Annotated in this window: 16 protein-coding genes; 15 read left to right on the forward strand and 1 reads right to left on the reverse strand. The window is 73.1% G+C overall.

Translation table 11 applies throughout. The features are described 5' to 3' along the window. Window positions 1-39: 39 nt before the first annotated feature. Window positions 40-2,328, reverse strand: coding sequence for a DUF4132 domain-containing protein (locus OG331_RS19000; protein WP_406197716.1), 2,289 nt, complete (start codon window positions 2,326-2,328; stop codon window positions 40-42). 149 nt (window positions 2,329-2,477) lie between these two features. On the opposite strand from OG331_RS19000, the gene OG331_RS19005 reads away from it, so the two are divergent. The 15 genes from OG331_RS19005 (at window position 2,478) to OG331_RS19075 (ending at window position 24,121) form a co-directional block, all read left to right on the forward strand. Then, window positions 2,478-6,155, forward strand: a complete 3,678-nt coding sequence (locus OG331_RS19005) for a DUF4132 domain-containing protein (RefSeq protein ID WP_406197718.1) — start codon at window positions 2,478-2,480, stop codon at window positions 6,153-6,155. Then, entirely contained in the window at window positions 6,152-7,252 is a 1,101-nt protein-coding gene (locus OG331_RS19010) for an AAA family ATPase (RefSeq protein WP_406197720.1), read from the forward strand. Before OG331_RS19005 ends, OG331_RS19010 begins: the two co-directional genes overlap by 4 nt. Window positions 7,253-7,280: 28 nt before the next feature. Continuing rightward, window positions 7,281-9,755, forward strand: coding sequence for a DUF5682 family protein (locus OG331_RS19015; RefSeq protein WP_406197722.1), 2,475 nt, complete (start codon window positions 7,281-7,283; stop codon window positions 9,753-9,755). After that, the gene (locus OG331_RS19020) at window positions 9,752-11,092 is read left to right on the forward strand and encodes a VWA domain-containing protein (protein WP_406197724.1); all 1,341 of its coding nucleotides are present in this window, start codon (window positions 9,752-9,754) and stop codon (window positions 11,090-11,092) included. Before OG331_RS19015 ends, OG331_RS19020 begins: the two co-directional genes overlap by 4 nt. Before the next feature lie 14 nt (window positions 11,093-11,106). After that, the gene (locus OG331_RS19025) at window positions 11,107-13,260 is read left to right on the forward strand and encodes a hypothetical protein (RefSeq protein ID WP_406197726.1); all 2,154 of its coding nucleotides are present in this window, start codon (window positions 11,107-11,109) and stop codon (window positions 13,258-13,260) included. A gap of 65 nt (window positions 13,261-13,325) precedes the next feature. Beyond that, a complete protein-coding gene (locus tag OG331_RS19030; protein ID WP_406197728.1) occupies window positions 13,326-15,032 on the forward strand; it encodes a serine protease in 1,707 nt (568 codons plus the stop codon). A 10-nt stretch (window positions 15,033-15,042) separates the two neighbouring features. Then, on the forward strand, window positions 15,043-17,196 hold the full coding sequence (locus tag OG331_RS19035; RefSeq protein WP_406210119.1) for a tetratricopeptide repeat protein: 2,154 nt from the start codon (window positions 15,043-15,045) through the stop codon (window positions 17,194-17,196). A gap of 84 nt (window positions 17,197-17,280) precedes the next feature. Continuing rightward, entirely contained in the window at window positions 17,281-18,732 is a 1,452-nt protein-coding gene (locus OG331_RS19040; RefSeq protein ID WP_406197730.1) for a VWA domain-containing protein, read from the forward strand. 80 nt (window positions 18,733-18,812) lie between these two features. After that, window positions 18,813-19,628: a hypothetical protein gene (locus tag OG331_RS19045; protein WP_406197732.1), complete on the forward strand. Its 816-nt coding sequence runs from the start codon at window positions 18,813-18,815 to the stop codon at window positions 19,626-19,628. Next, a complete protein-coding gene (locus OG331_RS19050; RefSeq protein WP_406197734.1) occupies window positions 19,625-20,848 on the forward strand; it encodes an ABC transporter substrate-binding protein in 1,224 nt (407 codons plus the stop codon). Before OG331_RS19045 ends, OG331_RS19050 begins: the two co-directional genes overlap by 4 nt. A gap of 34 nt (window positions 20,849-20,882) precedes the next feature. Next, the gene (locus tag OG331_RS19055) at window positions 20,883-21,266 is read left to right on the forward strand and encodes a CU044_2847 family protein (RefSeq protein WP_406197736.1); all 384 of its coding nucleotides are present in this window, start codon (window positions 20,883-20,885) and stop codon (window positions 21,264-21,266) included. Between the two features lie 63 nt (window positions 21,267-21,329). Next, the gene (locus tag OG331_RS19060) at window positions 21,330-22,031 is read left to right on the forward strand and encodes a flavodoxin family protein (protein ID WP_363047672.1); all 702 of its coding nucleotides are present in this window, start codon (window positions 21,330-21,332) and stop codon (window positions 22,029-22,031) included. Between the two features lie 128 nt (window positions 22,032-22,159). Beyond that, entirely contained in the window at window positions 22,160-23,059 is a 900-nt protein-coding gene (locus OG331_RS19065) for a hypothetical protein (protein WP_406197738.1), read from the forward strand. A 59-nt stretch (window positions 23,060-23,118) separates the two neighbouring features. Continuing rightward, entirely contained in the window at window positions 23,119-23,502 is a 384-nt protein-coding gene (locus OG331_RS19070; protein WP_363047670.1) for a hypothetical protein, read from the forward strand. Between the two features lie 109 nt (window positions 23,503-23,611). After that, the gene (locus OG331_RS19075) at window positions 23,612-24,121 is read left to right on the forward strand and encodes a DM13 domain-containing protein (RefSeq protein WP_406197742.1); all 510 of its coding nucleotides are present in this window, start codon (window positions 23,612-23,614) and stop codon (window positions 24,119-24,121) included. Window positions 24,122-24,186 lie beyond the last annotated feature (65 nt).

Consider the following 24,186-nt stretch of genomic DNA (forward strand, 5'->3'; position numbering starts at 1 on the left):
CTCTCGTCGCGTCCTCCGCATCCTGCCATCCACGGCGCGCTAGCTTCTCGTGATCTGCGCCAGGATCGATCCGTCCGTGATCCGGGTGTCGGCGGCCAGCAGGAACGCCTTGCTGAGGATCAGCGAGAGCCGGTCGTCCTCGAACGGCAGGAACACCCTGCCGTCGCCCTTGTCCCGCTTGTCCCTATCCGGGACGACGCACAGGTAGCTGCCGTCCGGTTCCATCAGGATGTTGGCCGAGCCGAGATGGATTCTGTACGTGCGCAGGTCGCCGCGGACGACCAGGAAGCGGCCGTCGAGCGAGCACCGGTCGGCGATCTTCAGCCGGGGCACGATCCGCTCCAGGGCGTCGCGCCGGGATGCCGCGCTCTCGGTCAGTTCGGCGAAGCCGGCCCGCTCCCAGTAGGTGCGCCCGGGGCCGGCGTCGGTCCAGTCGGGGTCGGCGGCGATGGAGGTCACGCCGACGAAGAGGTCGATGTCCCGCATCGCCTCGCTGAACACCAGCGGGGGCACGTCCGCGAGCGGCGCCTCACGCCAGGCACCGTCGCCCCGGCGGGCGAAGCGGACCTGGTCGGTGGAAGCCAGTTCGTCGCCGTCGGCCCAGTCGTACCAGGTGTGGAGGAAGCGCACCTGCCACTCCCCCGCCGCCAGGGTGCGCTCGGCCGCGTCGCCGTCCCCGTCGTCCCAGGGGCCGACCCGGCCGCTCGTCCAGCCCCGGGCGCGCAGCAGCGCGAACATCCTGCGGTAGTGGACGAGGTGCGCGGCGAAGCGGTTGGAGTACACGCGGGTCTCCTCCTCGGCCGGGGTGAGGAGGTAGATCTCCCGGAAGGCCTGCTTGAACGGCTGCCGGATCCGCCGCTCGCTGAGCAGGTCCCGCCAGGCCCGCACGGAGTCGGGGCCGCAGCGGAGCGGGTGCCAGAGACGCACGGCGGCGTCGTCGGGTGCGTCGGGCAGGTCACCCGCCTCGGGCAGTACGGCCTGCCACTCCCCCGGCGCGACCTCGATCTCCCAGATCAGGCGGCGTACGAGGGTCCGGGCCTGCGGATGTCCGGCCAGCTCGGCGCGCCACCAGCCGTACGGGTGCACGGCGTCGACCGTGAAGCCGCCCTCCAGCGCCCGGGCGAGGGTGACGAGTTGGGCGTTCACCCGCTTCACCAGCTCGCGCAGCTCCTTGACGAGGGCGGCGTGGTCGCGGCGGACCGGCGCGGGGAGGCTGCGCAGTGGGCGGCCGTCCTTCTCCCAGCTCAACGTCGCGTTCTCGGCGACGGTGACGACGGCCTCGTAGTCGCCGGCCTTCCTGCGCAGCACGCCGTCGTCGCCGAACCCCAGCCTCGGCAGCCGCAGCGCCACGTCGGTGCGCTCGGCGAGGGCTGCCTCGACCTTCTTGAGCATCTTGTCGAGCTGCTTGGGCACTCCGGCGTGCCGGACGTTCCCGCGCACGGTGCGTATCGCGGTCACCAGCTCGGGCGTGGGGAAGTCCTGTGCGGCACGGACGAGTTCGTACAGGAGGGCCTGCGACGGCACGGTCCTGGCCGGCGTCGGGGCGATGGCGACGCCGGGCAGCAGCCGGTCGAACAGCTCGGGCAGCCATGGCTCGTCGCGCAGCAGCGCCACCCGGGCGGCCTGCCCGAGCGAGACGACCTCCCGGTCCGTGAACGCCTTGTCCGCCCGGTAGGGGATCTCCCCCGCCCGGATCGCGTCGGTGCGGTCGGCCGCCGCTTCCAGAGCACGGCGGGCGAACGCCACGTAGGCGGCGGTTTCGGCCGCACCGCGCCAGGCGTCCGTGAGCGACGGCGGCGGCGAGCTGAACCTGTCGCTCCGGTCGATCTCGGACAGCCGCGCCCGCTCGGCCCGGCCGAGGGCGGCGATGACGGCGATCTCGTCGGCGACGATGGGTCCGACGTCCTGCGAGAGGCGCTCCACGGCCGCCCGCAGTGTCGCCTCGTCCGCGAGCCCCGCGACCGCGAGCAGCGCATAAGGCTGTCGCACGGTGCCCTTCTCCAGCAGCAACCCGACCAGTCGGCGGGCCGGTCGGGACACGTCGGGCAGCGGGCCGGCGCAGCACTCCAGCGTGGCCAGGCCGAAGGTGAGGTCCGCCCAGCCGCGCTGCTCGGCCATCTCGACCAGCATCCCGAACAGCCGGCGGCACACGTCCGGCGTGTAGCGCGGCTGCCGTTCCCCGGCCGCCTCCTCGATCGCGGCGCGGAATCTCGTCGTCGCGTGCCGTTCCGAGACGTCCACCTGGTACGTCTCCACGAGCATGCCGCCGAGCTCCTCGGCGGTGACCTGCGACAAGTCGGGGTGCGCCGCGTCCCTTTCGTAGTCCATGCGGGGATCATGGCAGCCGGCACTGACATCGCCTCCGGACCGATCCGCCCCACGCTCACGCCGCCATCCCGTTGTCAGTGGCCCCCATTACTGTGGCGGCCAATTGATCGAACGATCACCGACCGGGGGGTCGGCGAAGGGGAGGGGCCGTGCGGCGCTGGGAGTTTGTCGGGGACGGTTCGGCGAAGTTCTGGGAGGCGGAGGCCGGGGGCGCCGCTGTCACCGTGCGCTACGGGCGAGTTGGCGCGGCGGGCCGTACGCAGGTGAAGGAGCTGGACTCGGCCGAGGCCGCCGAAGTCCATCTGGCGAAGGTGATCGCGGAGAAGGAACGCAAGGGGTATCGGGAGGTCGCGGCGGAGGTCGCTGCCAAGGATTCGGCGCAGGCTGTGGAGTCGGCGCCGGCGGTGGACACGCCCGCGGCGTCGCCGGACGGGGTCGTCCCGCCCGATGAGGTCGTCCCGCCCGATGACATCGTCCCGCCCGATGACATCGTCCTGCCCGATGACATCGTCCTGCCCGACGAGGAGACCTTCGAAGTACCGGCCGCCTGGCGGCGGTTGGTCCATCCGAGGCGGGGCGGGATCAGGCGTGGCGCCGTCGCGCCGCGCAAGGACGCCGAGGAACTGGTGGCCGGCCGGCTGAAGGAGGAGGCGGACTGGATCGAGCAGATGCTCTCCTCCCCGAAGAGCGACGCCCGGATCGTCGAGGCAGCCCGCGCGCATCTGAGCGGGAGCCCCAGCCCCCTCGGCGCGGCCGCCCTGGCCGCGCTGACCGTGCACTACCAACTCCCCAGCGGGGTCTTCGTGGACACCTGGGTCGAGGACCACGGCCTGGCCTTCGCCGCTCGTGCGGTCGTGGAGTACTTCGACATCGAGGCCTACTGGCTGCAGTACGGCATCAACCGGCAGGATCCCCGGCTGCGCTTCCGGCCCGTCGGCGGCTATGTCGACGGCCAGTGGGCGCGCCCCCACTTCGCGGACCGGATGCGGTCCCTGCTCGCAGCGGCCGACGAGGACTCGTACGGGGCGGCCGTCGCCGCGCTCGCGCAGTGCCGGGACGCGGAGCGTCGTCGCGTCGTCGTGTCCTATCTGGTGCCCAGCGAGCGGGAGTGGGTCGCCGAGTGCTGTACGGGCGAGGTCGTGGACGACCCGCTGCTCCGGGAGATGCTGCTCTGCTCGATCGGCTCCCCCGATCAGCTCGGTCACTTCGGCAGCAGGCTGCATCTGCACTGGGGCGGCTGGTCGATGGCGTTCGTCGCCACGCTCACCGAGGGCACCGGCACCGCGTTCGCGCCACGGCTGGAGGAGGGGCTGGACGTTGCGTACGGCTCCGACCGGACCAAGATCCTCGCCGGCGCCCTGGTCGAGCTGCCGTCGGACGACGCCTTCGGCATCCTCCTCGCCCGCGTCGAGGACAAGCACGTACGCCCGCATCTGCTGGAGGCGATGCGGCGTTACCCGGTCCGCGCGCTGCGCCTGCTGGGCAAGGCTGCGCTCGGCTCCGCCAAGTACGCGTCGATGGCCGGGCAGTTGCTGGCCGCGCACGTCCATACGCACCGGAAGCTGACGGCCGCCGTGCTGTCCGACCTGCCCGCCGCCGTCGCCGAACTCGTCGAACCGATGCTCACCAGCAGTGACCGAGTCGCCGACGCCCCGCCGGAGGCGCTGCCCACGCTGCTGGTCAGCCCGCCGTGGGCGAAGAGGCGTACGGCCCGCAAGGCGCGCGTGGCGGACGAGACGCCGGTCGTCCCGGAGCCCCGGGTGGCGTGGCTGCCGGGTGAGCGGGAGGAGTGGGCCGGTACCAAGTCCTGGTACGCCGAGTGGCGCAAGAAGTACACCTGGAGCAAGGAGATCGAAATCCTCCAGCGGGGCGAGCAGTTGAAGGACGTCCGGGACGTCCGGCTGTTCGTCGACGGGCCCGCGGACGTCGTCCGGCCGCTGCTGGCCGTCTGCGCCCCGAAGGACTACTGGGACGGCGAGTCCTCTCTCAAGCCGGTCGCCGCCAAGCACGAGGTGCACGCCCTGCCGTTGCTGCTGCACGCCGCAGCCCGGCATCCCTCCACTCTGGGGGCGCCGGTCCTGCCGTATCTGAGTGTCGAGGTCGCCGGGCTGGTGTGCGACTGGCTCGCCCGTCTGAAGTCGGCCGACGCGACGGCCCGCGCGTGGCTGGCGCGGCACGCTCTGGCCGCCGTCCCGTACCTCGTGCCCCACGCGGTGGGCAAGCCCGGCGTCGTGCGGCGGGGCGCCGAGCAGGCGCTGCGGCTGGTGGCGGACGCCCAGGGCGGCGAGGCGGTGCTGAAGGCCGTCGCCGAGTGCGGGCAGGAGGCCACGGACATCGTCGGGGAACTGCTGTCCGCCGATCCGCTGGAGAGCGCACTTCCGGCACGTATGCCGGCCGTGGGCGCCTGGGCCGACCCCGCTCTGTTGCCGCAGATCCTGCTGAAGCAGGGCGGCGCGCTGCCCTCCGACGCGGTACGGCACGCCCTGACCGTCCTGGCGGTGTCCAAGCCGGGCGAGGTCTACCCCGGCCTCGATGTGCTGACCGAGCACTGCGCCGCCGACTCCCTCGCCGTGTTCGCCTGGGGCCTGTTCGAGCAGTGGCGGCTCGCCGGGATGCCTCCCAAGGAGAGCTGGGCGCTGCACACCCTGGGCTGGCTCGGGGACGACGAGACCGTCCGGCGTCTCACTCCCGTGCTGCGCGCGTGGCCCGGTGAGGGAGCGCACCACCGTGCCGTGGAGGGGCTGAACGTCCTCGCGACGATCGGCACCGACGTGGCGCTGCTGCATCTGCACGGCATCGCCCAGCGGGTGCCGTTCAAGGCCCTGAAGGTCCGCGCCCAGGAGAAGATCGCCGAGGTCGCCGAGGGACTTGGCCTCACGCCGGAGCAGCTGGGCGACCGGCTCGTCCCCGACTTCGGGCTCGACGCCGACGGCAGCACCGTCATCGACTACGGCACCCGGCAGTTCACCGTCGGCTTCGACGAGCAGCTGCGGCCGTACGTCCGCGACGCCGACGGCAAGCCCCGCAAGGCCCTGCCCGCGCCCGCCGCCAAGGACGACCCGGAGCTCGCGCCGGCCGAGCGCAAGCGGTTCGCGGCACTGAAGAAGGACGTGCGTACCGTCGCCGGCGACCAGGTGCGGCGGCTGGAGGCGGCCATGGTCGCCCAGCGCTCCTGGCCGGGCGCGGAGTTCCGGGACCTGTTCGTGGCGCATCCCCTGCTGTGGCATCTGGTGCGGCGCCTGGTCTGGCTCAGCGAGGTGGACGGCGAGGTGACGGCGTTCCGGGTCGCGGAGGACCGTACGTTCGCCGACGTCGAGGACGACGAGCTGACGCTGTCCGACGAGGCGAGCGTCCGCCTGGCACATCCGCTGCACCTGGGTGAGGATCTCGGCGCCTGGTCGGAGCTGTTCGCCGACTACGAGATCCTGCAGCCCTTCCCGCAGTTGGGCCGGGCCGTGCACGCGCTCACCGAGGAGGAGTCCGCGGGCCACCGGCTGGCCCGCTTCGAGGGGGCCAGCGCACCGGTCGGCAAGCTGCTCGGCCTGACCAAGCGGGGCTGGGAGCGGGGCACACCGCAGGACGCGGGTGTGGAGCGCTGGTTCTCCCGGCGGATGGCCACGGACCGCTACCTGGTGATCGAACTCGACCCGGGGATCGCCGTCGGCATGGTCGAGGAGTTCGGCGACCAGAAGTTCGAGACGGTGTTTCTCGACACCAGGCCGGACGACTATTGGCGCAGGCGCGAGTACAAGCTGCGCTTCGGCGGCCTCGACCCCGTCATCGCCTCCGAAATCCTGGCCGATCTCACCGAGGTGACCGCGAAGTGACCGCGACCGTGACCGTCGAAGGCGCCGACGAGCAGCTCCAGCGCCCACCCGCCGAGGTCCGCCACGCCGCGGAACTCGCCGCCCTGCGCGCCGGCGACGGCGACCCGCGCCCGCCGGGCTGGCAGCTCAGCCTGCGTGCCGCCCGCCGTTTCATCGTGGGCGACGAACGGGCGGGCATCAGCCGCAAGTTCGTCGGCAACGTCTCCCTGGTGGAGCGCGCCCTGGTCACCCTGGCGACCAACCGCGGCCTGATGCTCGTGGGAGAGCCGGGCACCGCGAAGTCGCTGCTGTCCGAGCTGATCGCGGCGGCCGTCAGCGGCAGTTCCGCGCTCACCGTGCAGGGCGGCGCGGCCACCACCGAGGACCAGATCAAGTACTCCTGGAACTACGCCCTGTTGGTCTCCGAGGGCCCCTCGCCCCGCTCCCTCGTCCCCGCGCCCATGCTGAGCGGCATGGCCGAGGGCCGGATCGTGCGGTTCGAGGAGATCACCCGCTGCCCGCTGGAGGTGCAGGACTGCCTGCTGTCGCTGCTGTCCGACCGGGTCATCGCCATCCCCGAGCTGGACGGGCCGCAGGGCATGGTGTTCGCCCGGCAGGGCTTCAACGTCGTCGCCACCGCCAACACCCGCGACCGGGGCGTCAACGAGATGAGCGCCGCGCTCAAGCGTCGCTTCAACTTCGAGACGGTCTTCCCGATTCCCGACTTCGACACCGAGCTGGCGCTGGTCGAGGCCGAGGCCACGGCGTTGCTGCGGCAGTCGGGTGTGGAGGCGGCGCCGCGCCGGGATGTGCTGGAGGTGTTGGTGGGCACGTTCCGGGAACTGCGCGGCCCGGCGGAGCGGGGCGAGCGGATGTCCACGGTGATGAGCACCGCCGAGGCCGTGTCCGTCGCGCACGCGGTGGGGGTGCGTGGCTGGTTCCTGCGCGGCGAGCCGGGCAGCGCGGCCGACGTGGTGACGAGCCTGGCGGGCACGGCCGCGAAGGACAGTCCCGAGGACCTCGCGCGGCTCCGGCGGTTCCTGGAGCAGGACGTGCCGCGGCGCAAGGGGGCGCAGTGGCAGGCGCTGCACGACGCACGGCATTTGCTGGCGGACTGATATGCCGGGCACATCAAGGGACGGTGGCGTGCTGCCGCCCGCTGTCGCATCCGCTGTCTTCCTCGGCGTACGGCACCACTCGCCGGCGTGTGCCCGTCTTGTCAGACACGCGATCGAGACACTGCGGCCGGCGTACGTCCTGGTGGAGGGCCCGGCGGACATGAACGACCGGCTGGACGAGTTGCTGCTCGGCCACCGGCTGCCCGTCGCCGTCTTCAGCCACTACCGCGACGAGACACGCGTCGCGACCTCGTGGGCCCCGCTGTGCGACTACTCCCCGGAGTGGATCGCGCTGCGGGACGGTCGCGCCGCCGGTGCGGACGTGCGGTTCATCGACCTGCCGGCCTGGCATCCGGCCTTCGCGGAACGCGCCGACCGGCAGACCAACCGCTACGCCGACGCCGAGGCGAGGTACACGGAGGCGACGCGACGGCTGTGCGCGCACTTCGCCGTGGACTCGGTGGACGCACTGTGGGACGGGCTGTTCGAGGTCGCCGAGCCGGGCGACGGGGCCGAACCGGGCGTCGGGGCCGAGCCGCATGACCCGGGCGGCCTCCGGGCCCGCCTCGACGCCTACTTCGAGCTGGTCCGCGGCGACGCCGAAGCCGACCCCGGCGACCGGGCGCGCGAGGAGTACATGGCCTCCTGGGTACGGGCCGCGGTGGCCCGCGCCGGGGAGCGGCCCGTGCTGGTGGTGACCGGCGGCTTCCACCAGCCGGCGCTGCGCGCGCTGTCGTTCCCGGCCGGCGGCCCTGGCAACTGCGGGTCCGACGGGACCGCCGACTGGCCGGAGGTCCCCGCCCCGCCGGACGGCGCTCTCGGCGGCAGCTTTCTGGTGCCCTACTCCTTCCGGCAGTTGGACGCCTTCTCCGGCTACCAGTCCGGCATGCCCTCGCCCGGCTACTACCAGCAGCTGTGGGAAGGCGGTGCGGGCGCCGCGGCGCAGGGCCTGTTGCGCTCCGTCGCCGAGCGGCTGCGCGCCCGCAGGATCCCGGTGTCCACGGCCGACCTGATCGCCGCGCGCGGTCTGGCCCAGGGGCTGGCCCTGATGCGGGGGCATCCGTACGAGACCCGGGTGGATGTCCTCGACGGTCTGGCCGGTGCGCTGATCAGCGACGATCTGGAGCAGCCGCTGCCGTGGACCGGCAGGGGCACGCTCGGCGCCGGCAGCCATCCGGTCGTGGTGGAGATGGTCGCCGCCTGCGCCGGTGGGACCGAGGGCCGTCTGCATCCCGGCACACCCCTGCCCCCGCTCGTGCACGACGTGACCGAACAGCTCGCCCGCCTGGGCCTGGCCGACGCGGACGGGCCCCTCACCCTGGACCTCACCGACCCGGACGGCCTGGCGCGCAGCCGGGTCCTGCATCGCCTGCGCATGCTGGGCGTCCCCGGCTTCACCCGGGTCTCGGGCCCGTCCGACGGCGCCGATCCGGTGTTCACCGAGCGCTGGGAGCCCGGTCCGGCGAGCGGGCGGGAGGCCGCGCTCATCGAGGCGGGTGCGTACGGGGCGCGGCTGGACGAGGCGGCCTCGGTGCTGCTCGGTGAGCGGGCGCGCGCGGTCGGCACAGACGCCGGACCGCTCGCCGGGCTGCTGTTCGACGCGGTGCTGTGCGGTGTCGGCCCGCTCTGCGACGAACTGCTGGACTTGCTCGCCAAGCAGGTCGGCCAGGTCCCGGAACTCGGGCCGCTGGGCGAGGTACTGACGGCGGCGCTTGGGCTGTGGCGGCACGACCGGGTGTTCGGCGTGGCCCGCGGCCGGCTGCTGGGCAGCGTTGTCGCGGGCGCCGCCGACCGCGTGTTCTGGCTGGCGGAGGGGCTGCACGGCGGCCCTGGCGTGGACTTCGCGCGGCTGCGCGCACTGGCCGCCGCGCGCGACGCGCTGCTGCACGCCCCGGAGTTGCTGTCGGTCACCCGTGAAGCCGCCGCCGAGGCCGCCTCCCGCATCGGCCGCGACCGGCGTGCCCCGGCCGACCTGCGGGGCGCCGCGTTCGGTCTGCGCTGGGCGTTGGGCGTCCCGGACGACCCGGCGACGGCCGTCCAGGCACTTGCGGCCGGTGCCACCGACACTCTCGGCGACTGGCTGGCGGGCCTGTTCGCGTTGGCCCGCGAGGAAGTGGCCGCCGGTGCGACGGCCGGCGTCCCCGCAGACGCGACGGCTGCCGGGAAGGTCAGCGCGGAGGTCGACGGGGTCGCCGACGGGGATGCCGGCGGCGCGGAGGCCGGCGGCGCGCCCCTGATCGACGTCCTGGACGGCATCGTCGCCGCGATGGCCGAGGACGACTTCCTCACCGGCCTGCCCGCCCTCCGCCAGGCCTTCGCCTTCTTTCCGCCCCGCGAACGCGAGCGCATCGCGGAACGCCTGCTTCAGCGGCGCGGCAAGCACGGCTCGGCCCGCTCCCTGCTGCGGACGACCGCCGACCCGCTGCAACTCGCCCGCGCCCGAGCCCTGGAGGAGAACGTGGCCCGACTGCTGGACCGGCACGGGTTGGGGGCGGTGCGATGAACTCCCCGACACCGAAGCAGCCGCCCGCCTCGCCGGACCCCACCTCCCCGGACCCCACCTCGCCGGAGCCCACCTCGCCGGACCTCACCTCGCCGGAGCCCACCTCCCCGAGTCCCGCCTCGCCGGACCCATCATCCCCGGACCCCGCCTCGCCGGACCCCGCCCTCGAACGCTGGCGCCTGATCCTCGGCTCCCCCGCCGAGCGCTGCACCGGGCAGCTGCGCGGTTCCGCCGTCGCCCGGGACGCCGCGCTCGACTGGCTCTACGGCCGTGACGAGGACCTGCGTCGTCGTGGGGTGCGCAGAGGCGGGTCGAAGTCCGACTCCCGCGAGGGCGGCGACGGGCCATCCCAACTCACCGCCGTCGACTGGCTCGACGACATCCACCGGCTGTTCCCGAAGGAGACCGTGGAGCGGCTGGAGCGGGACGCCGTGGAGCAGTACGGGATCCACGAGATCGTCACCGACCCGGACGTCCTCGCCCGCGTCGAGCCCAGCCAGACCCTGCTGCGCGCCGTCCTGCGCACCAAGCACCTGATGAACCCCCAAGTGCTGGCCGCGGCACGCCGGATCGTCGAGACGGTCGTACGGCAGCTGATGGAGCGCCTGCGCCCGGAGGTCCGCCGCGCGTTCACCGGCTCCCGCTCCCGCCGCCCCAGCCGGCTGTCCCTGGCCCGCGACTTCGACTTCCGGACCACCATCCGCGCCAACCTCGCCCACTACCAGCCCGAGGAACGCCGCATCCTCATCCAGCGCCCGCACTTCCACTCGCGCACCCGTCGCCACCTGGAACAGTGGCAACTGGTGCTGCTGGTGGACCAGTCGGGCTCCATGGCCGGCTCGGTGATCCACTCCGCCGTGACCGCCGCCTGCCTGTGGAGCCTGCCGGGCCTGAAGACCCACCTGGTCGCCTTCGACACCGAGGTGGTCGACCTGACGTCCGAGGTGACCGACCCCGTGGAGCTGCTGATGGGAGTGCAGCTGGGCGGCGGCACGGACATCGCCCGGGCCGTCGACTACGGCGCCTCCCTGGTCGAGAACCCACGGCGCACCATCGTCGCCCTGGTCTCCGACTTCTACGAGGGCGGCGACCCGTATCGCCTGGTCCGTACCGTGCGCCGACTGGTCGAGCAGGGCACCACCGTGCTGTGCCTGGCCGCCCTCGACGAGGCCGCCGACCCCGTCTACGACCGCGGTCTGGCCGGGCGGCTGGCGCAGGTCGGCGCCCCGGTGGGCGCGATGACGCCGGGCCGGCTGGCCGAATTCGTGGCGGAGAAGGTCGGCCGGGGAGGACAGGGCGGACCCGGCGGACAGGGCGCACTGGGAGGTCTCGGATGACTCAGATGAAACAGATGACTCAGATGACACAGCCGACGACCCTCCGCACCGATCTGCTCGCCCTCACTCCCCAGACACTCGCCTCCCTCGCCAACCGCGGCCTCGTCAAGCGTGCCGAGAAGGATGTGAAGGCGGGCTCCGGCCCTGAGGTGACCGTCACCGACGACGGCACCGTACGCGGACGCTTCCCGGACGGGACGGATACGGCTCTCCCACCGGGCCTCGGCCTGGACACGGCGGACTGCGGCTGTGCGGCGACGGGCGTGTGCCGCCACCGCATCGGACTGGTGCTCGCGTATCAGCGCACGCATCAGCGCACGGCCGAGTCCGCCCCGGCAGATGACTCGCCCGCCGCCGAGGCCGAGTTCGTCGACTGGACGCCGGCCGAGTTCGACGACGACGCGCTGACCGCCGCGCTGGGCCGGGCCGCCCTCTCCGCCGCCCAGCGCGTCAAGGACCGCGGCTACGTCGCCCGACTGCACCGCCCCACGGCCGCCGCCCCGGAACCCCGCGTCGAACTGCCCACCTGCACCGTCCGTTTCCCCGTCCCCCACGAACTGGGCTACGCCCTCACCGACGCGTCCGCCGCCCTGCGCGGCGAGGTGGTGGTCCTGGCGGTCTGGGCGTTCCGGGCCGCGGACGGCACGGACGGGGCGACGACGGCAGCCGGCGCAGCCACCCCAGCTGCCACGGCACCCACGCACGCACCAGCGCCCACGCCGGCACCGGCACCGGCACCCACAGCCACGCCCAACACCCCCCGAACCACCGAGGTAAGCGTCGGCGGCCGTACCCCCACCGCCACCGCACACCTCACCGACGGCCCCCTGCGCACCGCCCTGGGCCTCGCCGACGACCTCCTCCTGGACGGCGTCCAGCAGGCGGGCCCGGTCTTCGCCGGCTCCCTCGCCCGCGCCCAAGAAGCGCTGACCGGCGCCTTGCTGCACTGGCCCGCCGGTGCCGTGGCCGAACTGCGGGAGCAGGTCCACGCGTACGCCACACGCGGCACGCACTACGAGGCGGAGCGCTTCGCCCTGCTGCTGGCCGAACTGCACGCCCGGCACCGCGCCGCCGGCCACGACCCGGTCGGAGCGCTGGGCACCAAGGAGGCACCGCAGACTCCGCTGCGCCGGGTGCGGCTGGTGGCGCTCGGCTGCCGGATCGGCGGCACGGCGCGCGACCGTACCGCCGAGACGTACTTCGCCCACGCCGAAGCCGGAATCGCGCTGGTGCTGCGCAAGCGCTGGGAGCTGACGGAGGACCAGTCCCTCTCCGGGCACGAGTTGGCCGGCCGCCGCCTGCTCGGCTCGCCCCTGCGCACCCTCGCCACCGCGAACGTGGTCAGCGAGCACACCTCACGGGCCGCCGACCGGACCGTCTCCATCTCCCGGGGCCGCATCGCCGCCACGAGCGTCACCCCGCTCGGCTCGGCCTGGCGGGAACTGCCCGGCAGCCTGCTGCTCCGGGACACCGCCGCGCATCTGCGGGCCGCCGGCGAACGGCCGCCCCGGCTGATCCGCCCGCGGGTCCAGGCGGAGTCGGTGCGGGTGGTCGAAGTGGCGGCCGTGGAGTCCGTCGGCTACGACCCCGCCGCGCAACGGCTGGAAGCGGTCGTACGCGACCCGGCCGGCAACGAGATCCTGGTCCGCGCCGCGTACAACCCCCTCTGCCCCGGCGGACTGGACGCGCTCGCCGCCGCGCTCGGCGACGAGGAGGTCCACGGCGTCAGCGGCATGCTGAACCGCGCCCACGGCAGGATCGTGCTGGACCCGCTGGCCGTACTGACCGGCAAGGGCGTGATCATCCCCGACCTCGCCCCGGGGGAAGGTGACACCGCACTCGCCATGGCCCGGGCCCGCCCCACCGACCCGATCACCACGGCTCTCGAATCGGCCCTCACCGCCCTGGCCCAGGCGCCCCACCACGGCCTGCGCCGGCTGACGGCGCCGGCCCGCACTCGTCTGACCGACAGCGCGGCGGCACTCCAACGCGCCGGTCTGCACTCGGCCGCCCGCCTGATACGCGACCTGGTCACGGTCCTCCACCGGGACGGCGCGACGGCGGCCGTCCCGGCCTGGGTCGACGCCCAGATCCAGCTGGCGGTGAGCCTGGAACTGCACGCGGAAGGAGCGCAAGGACTCGACACCGCCGGGAACCCGGATGGCTGAGGGACGGAGCTCACCCGGCCTGACAACTCGGGTCGATGTGGCGCCCGTTGCCATACCGTGGGCATATGGCGCTGCATCACCACAGTGACGGTCCATGGCGCGTGAGGGTGGACGACGAGGACGGCACGCCGTGCGGCGCCGGAGTACTGCTCGACGACCGGCATGTGCTGACCTGCGCGCATGTCGTCCGGGACGCCGGAGCGGGCCCCGGGGGCACCACGGCTCACGTGCGGATCAGCAGCGTCGCGTGCCGCCCGGAGTGGAGCCGCATCGCGCATGTCGCGCCGGACACCTGGGTGCACAGGAACGACACGCAGCGCGGCGACGTGGCCCTGCTCGAACTCGACGAACCGGCCGGGTGCGGCACCCGCACCACCCTGTGGAAGGCCCCCATTTCCGGCGGCTCGGTGCGCGTGTACGGCTTTCCCCATGCCGACCCGATCGGCATGGGGACGGACGCGCGGCTCGCGGGGTCCGGTGGCCGGCAGGGCGAGTGGGGGCTGCTGAAGCGGGTGCGCGAAGGCGATCCGTGGATCGAGCCGGGGTATTCGGGCGCGGGAGTGATGGCGCTGGGCGGGGAGTTCGACGGGCGCGTCATCGGCATCGTGGTGGCCGACTACGTCGACGGAGACGCGAAGGCGGCCTGGATGCTGCCCACCGAGACGGTGCTGTCGTATCTGCCCCGCATCGGCGAGCTGGGGTTCTTCGACGGTGACCCCGCCGACGAACTCGGCCGCACCCGCGGCGAGTTGACGGACGACGTGCTGGGCGACCCGCTGCGGCTCGCCCTGACGCAGGAACTCACCCGGCTGCTCGACAGCGGCTGGTCGGGCACCGTCACCGTCGGCACCGGCGGTACGACCGCGGTCGGCGACTCCTGGCTGGTGCGTCTCGTGCGCACGGCCGACCCGGCGGCCCGGGCGACCGTCTCCGACGACGAACTCACCGGCGCGCCCGGCGACACGGTTCTCGGGCTGGGCGTCATCGACGCGGCCTACGACGCCCGCGGCAGGTCGGTCGCCGATGTGTGCGGCTACCTCACGCGCCGGTTCGGGCTCCCCGGCGGGGACGCCCGTGCGGTGGCGCGGCAGCTGCTGCGGCGCCGGCCGCCCGCCTGTCTGGTGGTGGGCGGCGTGGACCGGGCGCAGGACCCGGATGCGCTGGTACGGGATCTGCTGGGGCAGTTGGCGGGACGTGCCCGGTCGCGGGGCATCCGTCTCGTCCTCGGGTTCGAGGGCACGCCGCCGGACGGCCTCGCCCACGACGTGTCCCTCGACCCGGAACCGATGCGCGGGCCCGCCGTCGGTGCCGTGACCGCCGCGAACGCCCAGGGGGTCGTCGGCCGGCTCGGCGCCGAGGAGGACGCCGCGGCCGCGCTGGAACAGGAGTGGGGCGTGCGGTTCTTCGCCCCGCCCCGGCTGCCGCCCCGCGCCGCGCCGCAGTTGCGGGTCCGGCTGGCCGTCGCCCGGGTGACGGAGCCCAGTCCCGAACTCACCGCCGTCCACGACCGGGCCGTCGCCGCGCGGGCGGCCGTGGCCCGGTACGACCGCGAGGTGCGCCGGCTGGCCGGGGCCCACCAGGACCTCTCCTCGACCCTGGAGCTGCACCGGCTCCGAGCGGCGCGGTATTTCGGCGACGAGGACCGCCGGCTCGCCGAACTGCACGCCCCGGCCGCCCGCGCGCTGCAGACCGTGCCGATCGACCTCGCGGCCGTCCGCCGGACGGTCGGCCGGTATGTGGACGAGGTCAACCGCCGTATCGAGGAAGGGTGACGCCGTGCCGATGTGCAATCGCCCCGACTGCGGGCGTGGCGAGATCGATGAGCAGGGCTTCTGCGACGCGTGCGACCGGCGTCCGCTGCCGCGGGACCCGGCCGCTCCGGCGGCCCGTGTCCCCGAGCCGGCCCGTGTCCCCGAGCCGGTGCGTGTCCCCGAGCCGGTGCGGGGAGCGGGCGTCGGCGTGGCGCAGGTGCGGCCGGACCCCTGGTACGGGCTCGGCCTGGTCGATTCCGACCGGGGTCCCGAGGTCCCGGACGTACCGCTGCGGTCGGCGGAGCCCGTCGCCGAGGAGCATCGTTTCTGCGCGAACCCTGCCTGCGGGGAGCCGGTCGGCCGGGGTTCTGCCGGCGAACCCGGCCGGACGAAGGGCTTCTGCCCCCGCTGCGGCACCCGCTTCGACTTCGCCCAGCCCAGCGGCCTCACCATCGCCGGCCGCTACGACGTCGAACGCGTCCTCGGCTCGGGCGCGTACGGCGCGGCCTACCTCGTCCATGACCGCAACCTCGCCACCCACGTCGTCCTCAAGGCCCTGAACAAGTCGGTCGCCAGGACCGCCCTGCACGAACGGGACGTCCTGGTCGGGCTCCGGCACGACAGCATCGTCCGCATCCTGGGCTACGAGCACGAGGGCCCGCATCTCGTCCTGGAGTACGTCCCGGGCGTACCGCTCTCGGCGGGTGACGGCGACCGTCTTGAGGCCCTCCTCGCGCACGGGATCCGCATCCTCCAGGCGCTCGACTATCTCCATGCCCGGGGCCTGCTGCACTGCGACGTCAAACCGCTGAACATCATCCGGTTCCGGGAGCGGAGCCCGGCGGGCACGCTGGACCGGGTCCGGCTCATCGACTTCGGCGCGGTGCGCAGCCAGAAGGACGCGGGGCCGGTCGTGGCGTACACGCCGCCGTACGCACCCCCTGAGGGCGATCCGGAGCATCGGCGGCCGACGCCGGGCTTCGATCTGTACTCCCTCGGCATGACCCTGCGCGAGATGTGCCACTCCCGCTGGACCGACCGCTCGGTGCCCGGCGTCGACTCGCTCCGGCTGCTGCTGGACCGCGCCACCGACACCGAGCAGCCCTGGCGGCGGTTCGTGTCGGCGCGGCAGTTCGCGGAACAGCTCAGCGGCGTCATCCGGCAGGTCGTCGCGGCGGCGCCGGTCCATCGTCAAGTGGCCCGCCCGTCGGCCCTGTTCGGCTCGATGCCCGAGCCCCTGCACGGTGGCCTCGGGGCGGCCCGGCCGCTGGCCCACTGGGTCGAGGCGCGGCCCGGCGAGGACGCGACGCTGACGATGCGCGCGCCGTTCGCCTCCCCCGAGCCCGGCGACATCGCGGCCGCGCTCCCGGCCCCGCTGTCCGACCCGGACGCCCCGGACATGGCGGGCTCGGCCGGACGTGCCCTGGCGGAGAGCCGGCTCGCCCTGCGCAGAAAGGACCCGGAGCTGGCGGAGCGGACGCTCGCGGCGGCGGGCCTGCCCGACTGGCACTGGCTGCACGCCTGGTACTCCGGCCTGATCGCACTGGCCCGCGAGGACGCGCGGTCGGCAGCCCAGGCGTTCGGCACCGTTCGGGAGGCGGTTCCCGGCGAGTTGATACCGCAGCTCGCCCTCGGCCTGTGCGCCGAGCTGCGGGGCGACCTCGCCGCTGCCCGGTCGCGCTACAGCGCGGTCTTCGACACCACCCCCGCACTCGGCGCGGCCGGCTTCGGCCTGGCCCGCGTCCATCTGCTGTCCGGTGAGCGGACCGAGGCGGTGGGCACGGCCGTACGGCTGGCGCAGGAGTTCCGCTACGAACGCGAGGCGCGCGTGGCGGCCGTACGCCTGAGCGTCGTGATCCTCGACGAGCCCGCCCACCGGGAGCCGACCGGGGACGACCTGGAACGGGCCGGGGCGGGCCTGGACGGCCTCGACGTGGACGCGGCGGCGGCCGCGGGACTGCGCGCGGAGATCAGGTACGCGCACTTCCTGCACCATCGCGACCGCGAGCAACTGTCCGACGCGATCCGCGAACTCGGCCCGCACGCGCCCACCGAGCGCGAGTACGTCGCACTGGTGGACCTGGCGAACCGGCTGCGTCCCCCGCTGCGGTGGCGAAGGGCCGGACGACGCGGCAGAACCGGTGAATCCCGTTTCGGAGGAGCACCCAGGACGCTAAGCTCCTGATACGCCAGGTAAGGGACGGTTACACGCTCCGTAAGGGACACGCAGCGACGCGATCGGGTGGTGCCGGTGGGGGACAGGTCGCCCTTGGGGCTCAGCTTTGCCCTGGAAGTGGACGCACCCTCGGATCTGGCCCACGACGAGCAGCGCGCGGACGCCCTCGTCACCGTCACGGCACGCTCCGCCGCGGACGGCGAAGCGAACGCGCTCCCGGACCGGCCGGGCGCCGAAATCCTCATCATGGACCGGTCGTTGTCCATGTCCGGCCGGAAGCTGGACGAGGCGAAGCGCGCGCTGTGCGCGGCCATCGACACCCTGCGGGACGGTACCCACCTGGGGATCGTCGCGGGCCACCACAAGGCCGAGGTGATCTTCCCGGCGACCGGCGGCCTGGCCCGCGTCGACGCCCTGACACGGGAGGACGCCAAGCTGCGGGTCGTCGGCCAGTTCGCCGAGGGCGGTACGGCGATCGGGCAGTGGCTGACGTGTGCCCAGCACCTGTTCACGTCGGTGGCCGCCCCCGGCACCGTGCGCCACGCGGTGCTCTACACGGACGGCAAGGACGAGCACGAGACACCCGAGCAGCTCGGGGACGTACTCACCGCCTGCACCGACCAGTTCGTGTGCGACGCCCGGGGCGTGGGCGGCGACTGGCACTACGCCGAGCTGCTGCGCATCACCGAGGCCCTGCACGGCACCGCCGCGGCCGTCGTCAGCGTCTCGGATCTCACCGAGGACTTCACCCGGCTCGTACGCCAGGCGCAACGCATCGTCGTGCCCCGTGTCTACCTGGGCCTGCGCCTCAACGACCGGTTCCAGCTCGCCTTCGTACGCCAGACCCGCCCTGTCGAGGCCGACCTGACGGCACGCCAGTCGCAGGACGGCGAGACCCATGTCCCGCTGGGCTCCTGGCCCCCGGAATCCCGCCAGTACCACGTCTCCCTGCGCTTCGACCCCCACGCCCTCACCGTCGACGAGGACCTGCGCGCCGCGCGCATCACCCTGCACGCCGAGCGCCCCGACGGCACGCGTGGGCCGTGTTCCGACACGGCGGCCATGGTCGTACGCCGCCGCTCGACACCCGGTTTCGGGATTCCCAGGTCGGCCCAACTCACCCGGGTCGAGAACGAACGCGAACTCGGCATGGCGATGCGCGCCTGCGCGGACGCCCACCTGCGCGGCGACCCCGAACGCGCCGACCACGAACTGCGCCTGGCGACCGGCCTCGCGCAGGACCTTCGGGACACCGTGCGGCTACGGCTGCTGCGGGCACTGGCGACCACCGGCCCCGACGGGCGGCTGCGGGTGCGGCGCGATGTCTCCCGGGCGGAGATCCAGCGGATCGGGGTCGACTCGACGAAGACGGTGGCGCCCCGGGTGGGCCCGGTCGAACTCCCGGTGCTCGACGTCCTGTTGCCGCCGCGTGAGTGCCCGCGGTGCGGTACGGCCTCGACGTCGGCCTCGGCCAAGTTCTGCGAGGAGTGCGGGCATCGGCTCGGGGACGGCGCGGCGGGCGGGGAGCCGGTGGACGCGTCGTGAGGGCGGTGCGGGGGCGGGGTCCCTTGGCGCGCATGCCTTGGGGACGGAATCGTGCGGGGCGGCGGGCCCATCCCGTCATCGTGCTGCGCCGCCTCCGGGTGGGCGTGCTGAGCATGGTGGCGCTGACGGCGCTGCTGTATCTGCTGGTGGCCAATCGGGCCGGGGAGCAGATGGCCGCCGCGGGCCGCACGCGCCAGGCCATCGACAACCTCACGGCGGCTCGCGAGGCAGCCGTACAGGCGAAAGTCGAGCTCACGAAAGCGGAGGCGGCCACCGGCGAGGTCGACCTGATCGGCGCCGGCACCGGCTTCGCCAACGCCACCACCAGCGTGAGCACCCTCCTCACCTCGGCGACCAAGGGCAACGCGGCCGGGGAGCAGGGGCTGCACCACATCCAGTTCGTCCAGGGCCAGTTGACGACCTGCCTGCAGCTGGCCAACGGCCCGCAGGGTGCGTCGGCGGCCATCGCGGCCGTGGAGGACGGACCCGAGAGGGACCACGAGGGCCGTGACGTCCGGTTCACCGGCGGGCTCATCGAATCGCTGGAGGATCTCCGGGAGATCGAGACCCTGGCCCTGGACGAGCAGCTCCGGTCGCTGTGGCTGAACCCCTACCTGCTGTGGCCCCTGTTCCTCACGCCGGTGGCCGTCATGCTGCTGCTGGCCTGTGCGACCGGCTGTGTCGTCGCCCGGCACTTCAAGCAGTACCCCAGCCCGGCGCTCGGCCTGGCCCTGCTGGCGACCGCGTCCGTCGCCGTCACCGCGTGCAGCGATCCGCTGCTCCCGGGCAAGGGATGGGTCACGGCGATCGCGCTGCCCCTGCTCCTCGCCGCAGGCGGGCTCGGATACCTGGCCTACCGCCCCCGTATCGACGAGTACCGGTTCCCGCACCCATGAGGCGGCCGACGGCACCACTGGTGCGCTGCGCCCTGGCCCTCGGTCTGCTGCTGGCCGCGGTCGGCTGCGGCGGGCCCGAGAAGGAGCGGGTGACGATCATGGTTCCCTGGTCCGGCACCGAGTTCAAGGCGTTCTACTCGGTCATCGAGGCGTTCGAGGACCGCAACCCCGGCATCGACGTCGAGCCACAGGTCACCCGCGCCCTCACCCAGCAACTCGACGCCGCGGTGGCCGCGGAGGCGGCGCCCGACCTGGCGGTGCTGCCGAGCGTGGGCGCGATCTCCGAGTACCGCAAGGACAGAGCCTTGAGGCCGCTCGCCGTCGACACGGCCGCGTACCCCGAGCCGTTCCGCGAGCTGGCCATGGAGGGCGGCGACGTCTACGCGGTCCCCGTCAAGGCCGACGTCAAGAGCCTCGTCTGGTACGACGCGACGAGGGCCGCCCCGCCCCCTCCCCGCACCTGGACCGCACTGCGCGCCCGGCCCGAGAGCTGGTGCCTGGGGCTGGAGTCGGGCCCGACGTCCGGCTGGCCGGGCGCCGACTGGATCGCGGACCTGCTGCTCGCCGAGGCGGGCGCGGACACGTACGAGGCCTGGGTGTCGGGTGATCTGAAGTGGGACTCGACGCCGGTCGAAGAGGCGTGGCGGGCGTGGGGGGATCTGATCGAGAGTGCCCCCGCCGGCGCGGCCACGCGCGCGTTCAGCGAGGCCACCGACGGCATGACCGACAACTCCTGCTCCCTGGGCCACGGCGCACTGTCCGCGATGGGCTTCGAGCCCGACCGCGTGACGCCCGGCAGGTACACGTACGTGACGCCGTCCCCGGATCGCGTGCTGGAGGTCTCGGCGGACTTCGTCGGCAAGTTCACCGGGAACAACGACAGCGCCGACAAGCTCATCTCCTACCTGGCGAGCGAACAGGCACAGCAGGCCTGGGTGGACGCACCCGGGTTCGCGCTCTCCGCCAACAGGAAGGTGACGGCGTACGGCAACGACACCCAGGAGCGGATCGCCGGGATGCTCCGTTCCGGTTACACGCTCTGCTTCAGCGCCGCCGACGCGATGGATCCCGATGTGTCCGCCGCCTTCTACCGAGCGGTCCTGGAGTACGCGAACGGCAGGGAACTGCCCGCACTGCTGGAGGCGCTCAACAAAGTCCAGCGGGCGATGCGGGACTCCCCGCCGCCCACTCCCCTCTGCGGCACCCCGAACCACGCCTGACGCGCCCCAACTCCCCCCTCCCCCAGGAGCCCCCATGCCGGACGCAGTCCAGTTCACCCTCTCCGACGGCACCGTCGTCCTCGTCGCCCCGCCCGCTCGCGCGGGCACCGGCGCGGTGGGACTCGGGACCCGTCTGGAGAGCGCGGCGACTTCCCTGCGGGAGGCCCTGGCACCGGTCACCGCCGCCGCGTCCGAGGTGATCGGCGGCTTCCGGTCCCTCGCCGAGCGGCCCGACGAGGTGGAGGTCACCTTCGGCGTCGTCCTGGACGCCAAGCTGGGCGCGGTCCTGTCGAGCGCCACGGCCGGCGCCCACCTCGACGTCACGCTCCGCTGGAACGGCGACAACAACAGGGACGGCGCCGGGGCGGGCACGGCGCCGGACTCCGGTACGAACTCGGGTGCTGCGACCCCGTCCTGACCTCGCGTCCGGAGAAATCGAGCGTCGCTTGTAACGTTCGGCCCGCCGCAGGCACTGAGGGGTATGAGCCATGACGACCTGCGTGCGCTGTTCCTCAACTGCACGCTGAAGAAGAGTCCGGAGCGCAGCCACACCCAGGGCCTGATCGACCTCAGCTCGCGGATCATGGAGAAGCAGGGCGTCTCTGTGGAGCACCTGCGGCCGATCGACCATGAGATCGCCACCGGCGTGTGGCCGGACATGACCGAGCACGGCTGGGAGCGCGACGCATGGCCGTCGATCTACGAGCAGGTGATGGCGGCCGACATCCTCGTCATCGCCGGGCCGATCTGGCTGGGTGACAACAGTTCGGTCGCCAAGCTGGTCATCGAGCGCCTCTACGCCTGCTCCGGCCTGCTCAACGACGCCGGTCAGTACGCCTACTACGGGCGAGTGGGCGGCTGCCTGATCACCGGCAACGAGGACGGCGCCAAGCACTGCGCCATGAACGTCCTGTACAGCCTCCAGCACCTGGGATACGTGATCCCGCCGCAGGCGGACGCGGGCTGGATCGGTGAGGCCGGGCCGGGTCCCTCCTACCTCGATCCGGGCTCCGGCGGTCCCACCAACGACTTCACCAACCGGAACACCACGTTCATGACGTGGAACCTGCTGCATCTGGCCCGGCTGCTCAAGGACGCCGGTGGCGTTCCGGCGCACGGCAACCAGCGGTCGCAGTGGGACGCCGGGTGCCGGTTCGACTTCGAGAACCCGGAATACCGCTGACCGGCAGGTCGGCAGGTCCGCAGGTCGCAGGCCGGCAGGTCCACAAGCGAGTCAGCGAGTACGTCGGCAAGTACGCCGGCCCGTACGCCAGTCAGTACGTCAGCAAGTCAGCAACGAGGAGCCCGAGAATGACCGTCGAGTCCACCGAGACCGTCCCCACCTGCGCCTACCCGGGCTGCACCAACCCGGCCGAGCCGCACGCACACGGCGCGCAGGGTCCGGCGCCCCGCTACTGCGAGCACCCCGAGCACAACGCGCTCGGCGCGTTCCGGAAGTTCCGCGCCAAGCGGCAGCAGCGCAAGGAGGACAAGCGCGTGGCAGCCGAGGCCAAGAAGGCGGCCAAGGACGAGGCGAAGGGCACCGAGGCGCCGGTCGCCGGGCAGCCCTGGCCCGCCCCCACCGCATACGCGGCCGGGCTGGTCCCCGGCGCCGAGGTGGTGCCCCAGGGGCACGGGCAGGCCCCCGTCGCCGATGCGTCCGAGCAGGCGTCGGTGGAAGCCGTGACCAGTGAGATGACGGCCATGGCGGACATGGCCGTGATGTCGATGAACGACGGCGACGATGCCGCTCAGTCGCGCGACGCCGTCGTCACGCTCATCAAGCAGCTCGCCACCGATCTGCCCGCCTACATCGAGGAGTTGGCGATCATCACGGACTCGGCTGCGGCCGAGGCCCGGATCGAGACGGTCACCCGCGCCGCCGCACAGCGCATCCTGGCCGCCGAGGAGCGCGCCACACTCGCCGAGGAGGCAGCCGACATGGCCGTCACCGCTCTCGACACCGCGCAGCAGAAGTTCGCCGAGGAGACCGCCACGATCCGCGAGGAGACGGCCCGTCAGGTGGCGGACGCCGAGTTCGTGCGGGCCGAACTGGAGCGCTACCGCGAGCGGGTCGGCATGCTCGAGGTCCGACTCGACGCCGTCCGTGACGAGGCCGACGAGCTGCGCCGCGAGAGGGCCGCGCACTCCACCGCCCCCGAACACTCCACCGCCCCCGAGCAGCCGCGCCCCGCTGAGCACCAGTGCTGACCGGCCAAGGGCGAGGACAGGAACAAGGACAGGCACGGGGACGAGGACAAGGGAAAACGATGCAGAAGAGCACACTCACGAAGTGGTCCGCCCGGATCGCGGCCGCCACCGTGATCGCGGCGACCGCCGCCCTCGTCCCGGCGGCCACCGCCCAGGCAGGCACCCCCCACAAGTTCCGACTCTGCAACTACGGCAGCGGCTACGACACCGTCGTGGAGTTCCCGAACCACGGTGGCTACGCGTTCCGCGTGCCTGCCGGAAAGTGCCAGACCATCTCGCCCGTGCTCAAGGACCCCAACCAGGCGGTCAGCCTCTACGCGGTCCAAGGGCAGTGGAAGGGCTCCCGCAGCTACGTCTTCGCCGGGTTCAGCTACGCCGACAGCCGGGGCATCGACATCACCACCAGGGGAACCTACGGCGCCGTCAACTGGAGCTGGCGCTAAGCAGAGTTCAGGGCCGGTTCGGGGCGGCATCCCCGGGCCGGCCCTGTGCGTGGGTCCCGTATGCGGGCCCTGAAACACCAATCGGAACGAACAGAAACGGAAAACCCTCATGTGCCGAAACAAGCGCCCCCTCCTGTGGATCACCACCGCGGTTGTGGTCGTCGCGGTGGCCGTCGGGCTCTACCTCTTCCAGCCCTGGCGGCTGTTCACCACGGACCGCGTGGACGAGGCGGCTCCCGTGGCCACCGGCCGGCAGGGGGCCGCGGCGGCCAAGCCGTCGGCGACCGGCAGTTTCGTGTCCCACGAGCACGAGACCAGCGGCTCGGTGGAGGTGCTGAAGCTCGACGGCGGGAAGGCCACCCTGCGCCTGACGGACCTGCGCACCTCCGACGGCCCGGCCCTGCACGTGTGGCTCAGCGACCAGCCGGTCGAGCAGGGCGGCGGCGGCAACCTCGACGACGGCAAGCACGTCGACCTCGGCGACCTCAAGGGCAACGAAGGCAACCAGAACTACGCGATCCCGGCGGGCACCGACCTGAACAAGTACTCCACGGTGACGATCTGGTGCGAGCGCTTCAGCGTGTCCTTCGGCGCGGCCGAACTGAAGCAGAGCGCCTGACGGAACCGGATCGCGCGGAAAACAGTGGGGCGGGTGGCCATGCCACCCGCCCCACTGCTGTGTGG

Origin of the sequence: Streptomyces sp. NBC_01017, assembly GCF_045162795.1 — a bacterium.
GTDB classification, from domain to species: domain Bacteria; phylum Actinomycetota; class Actinomycetes; order Streptomycetales; family Streptomycetaceae; genus Streptomyces; species Streptomyces machairae.

Coding starts and splice junctions, on each gene's coding strand:
- OG331_RS19000 (WP_406197716.1), bottom strand. CDS start 2,328: ATGGACTACGAAAGGGACGCGGCGCACCCCGACTTGTCGCAGGTCACC.
- OG331_RS19020 (WP_406197724.1), top strand. CDS start 9,752: ATGAACTCCCCGACACCGAAGCAGCCGCCCGCCTCGCCGGACCCCACC.
- OG331_RS19025 (WP_406197726.1), top strand. CDS start 11,107: ATGACTCAGATGACACAGCCGACGACCCTCCGCACCGATCTGCTCGCC.
- OG331_RS19030 (WP_406197728.1), top strand. CDS start 13,326: ATGGCGCTGCATCACCACAGTGACGGTCCATGGCGCGTGAGGGTGGAC.
- OG331_RS19035 (WP_406210119.1), top strand. CDS start 15,043: ATGTGCAATCGCCCCGACTGCGGGCGTGGCGAGATCGATGAGCAGGGC.
- OG331_RS19050 (WP_406197734.1), top strand. CDS start 19,625: ATGAGGCGGCCGACGGCACCACTGGTGCGCTGCGCCCTGGCCCTCGGT.
- OG331_RS19055 (WP_406197736.1), top strand. CDS start 20,883: ATGCCGGACGCAGTCCAGTTCACCCTCTCCGACGGCACCGTCGTCCTC.
- OG331_RS19060 (WP_363047672.1), top strand. CDS start 21,330: ATGAGCCATGACGACCTGCGTGCGCTGTTCCTCAACTGCACGCTGAAG.
- OG331_RS19065 (WP_406197738.1), top strand. CDS start 22,160: ATGACCGTCGAGTCCACCGAGACCGTCCCCACCTGCGCCTACCCGGGC.
- OG331_RS19070 (WP_363047670.1), top strand. CDS start 23,119: ATGCAGAAGAGCACACTCACGAAGTGGTCCGCCCGGATCGCGGCCGCC.
- OG331_RS19075 (WP_406197742.1), top strand. CDS start 23,612: ATGTGCCGAAACAAGCGCCCCCTCCTGTGGATCACCACCGCGGTTGTG.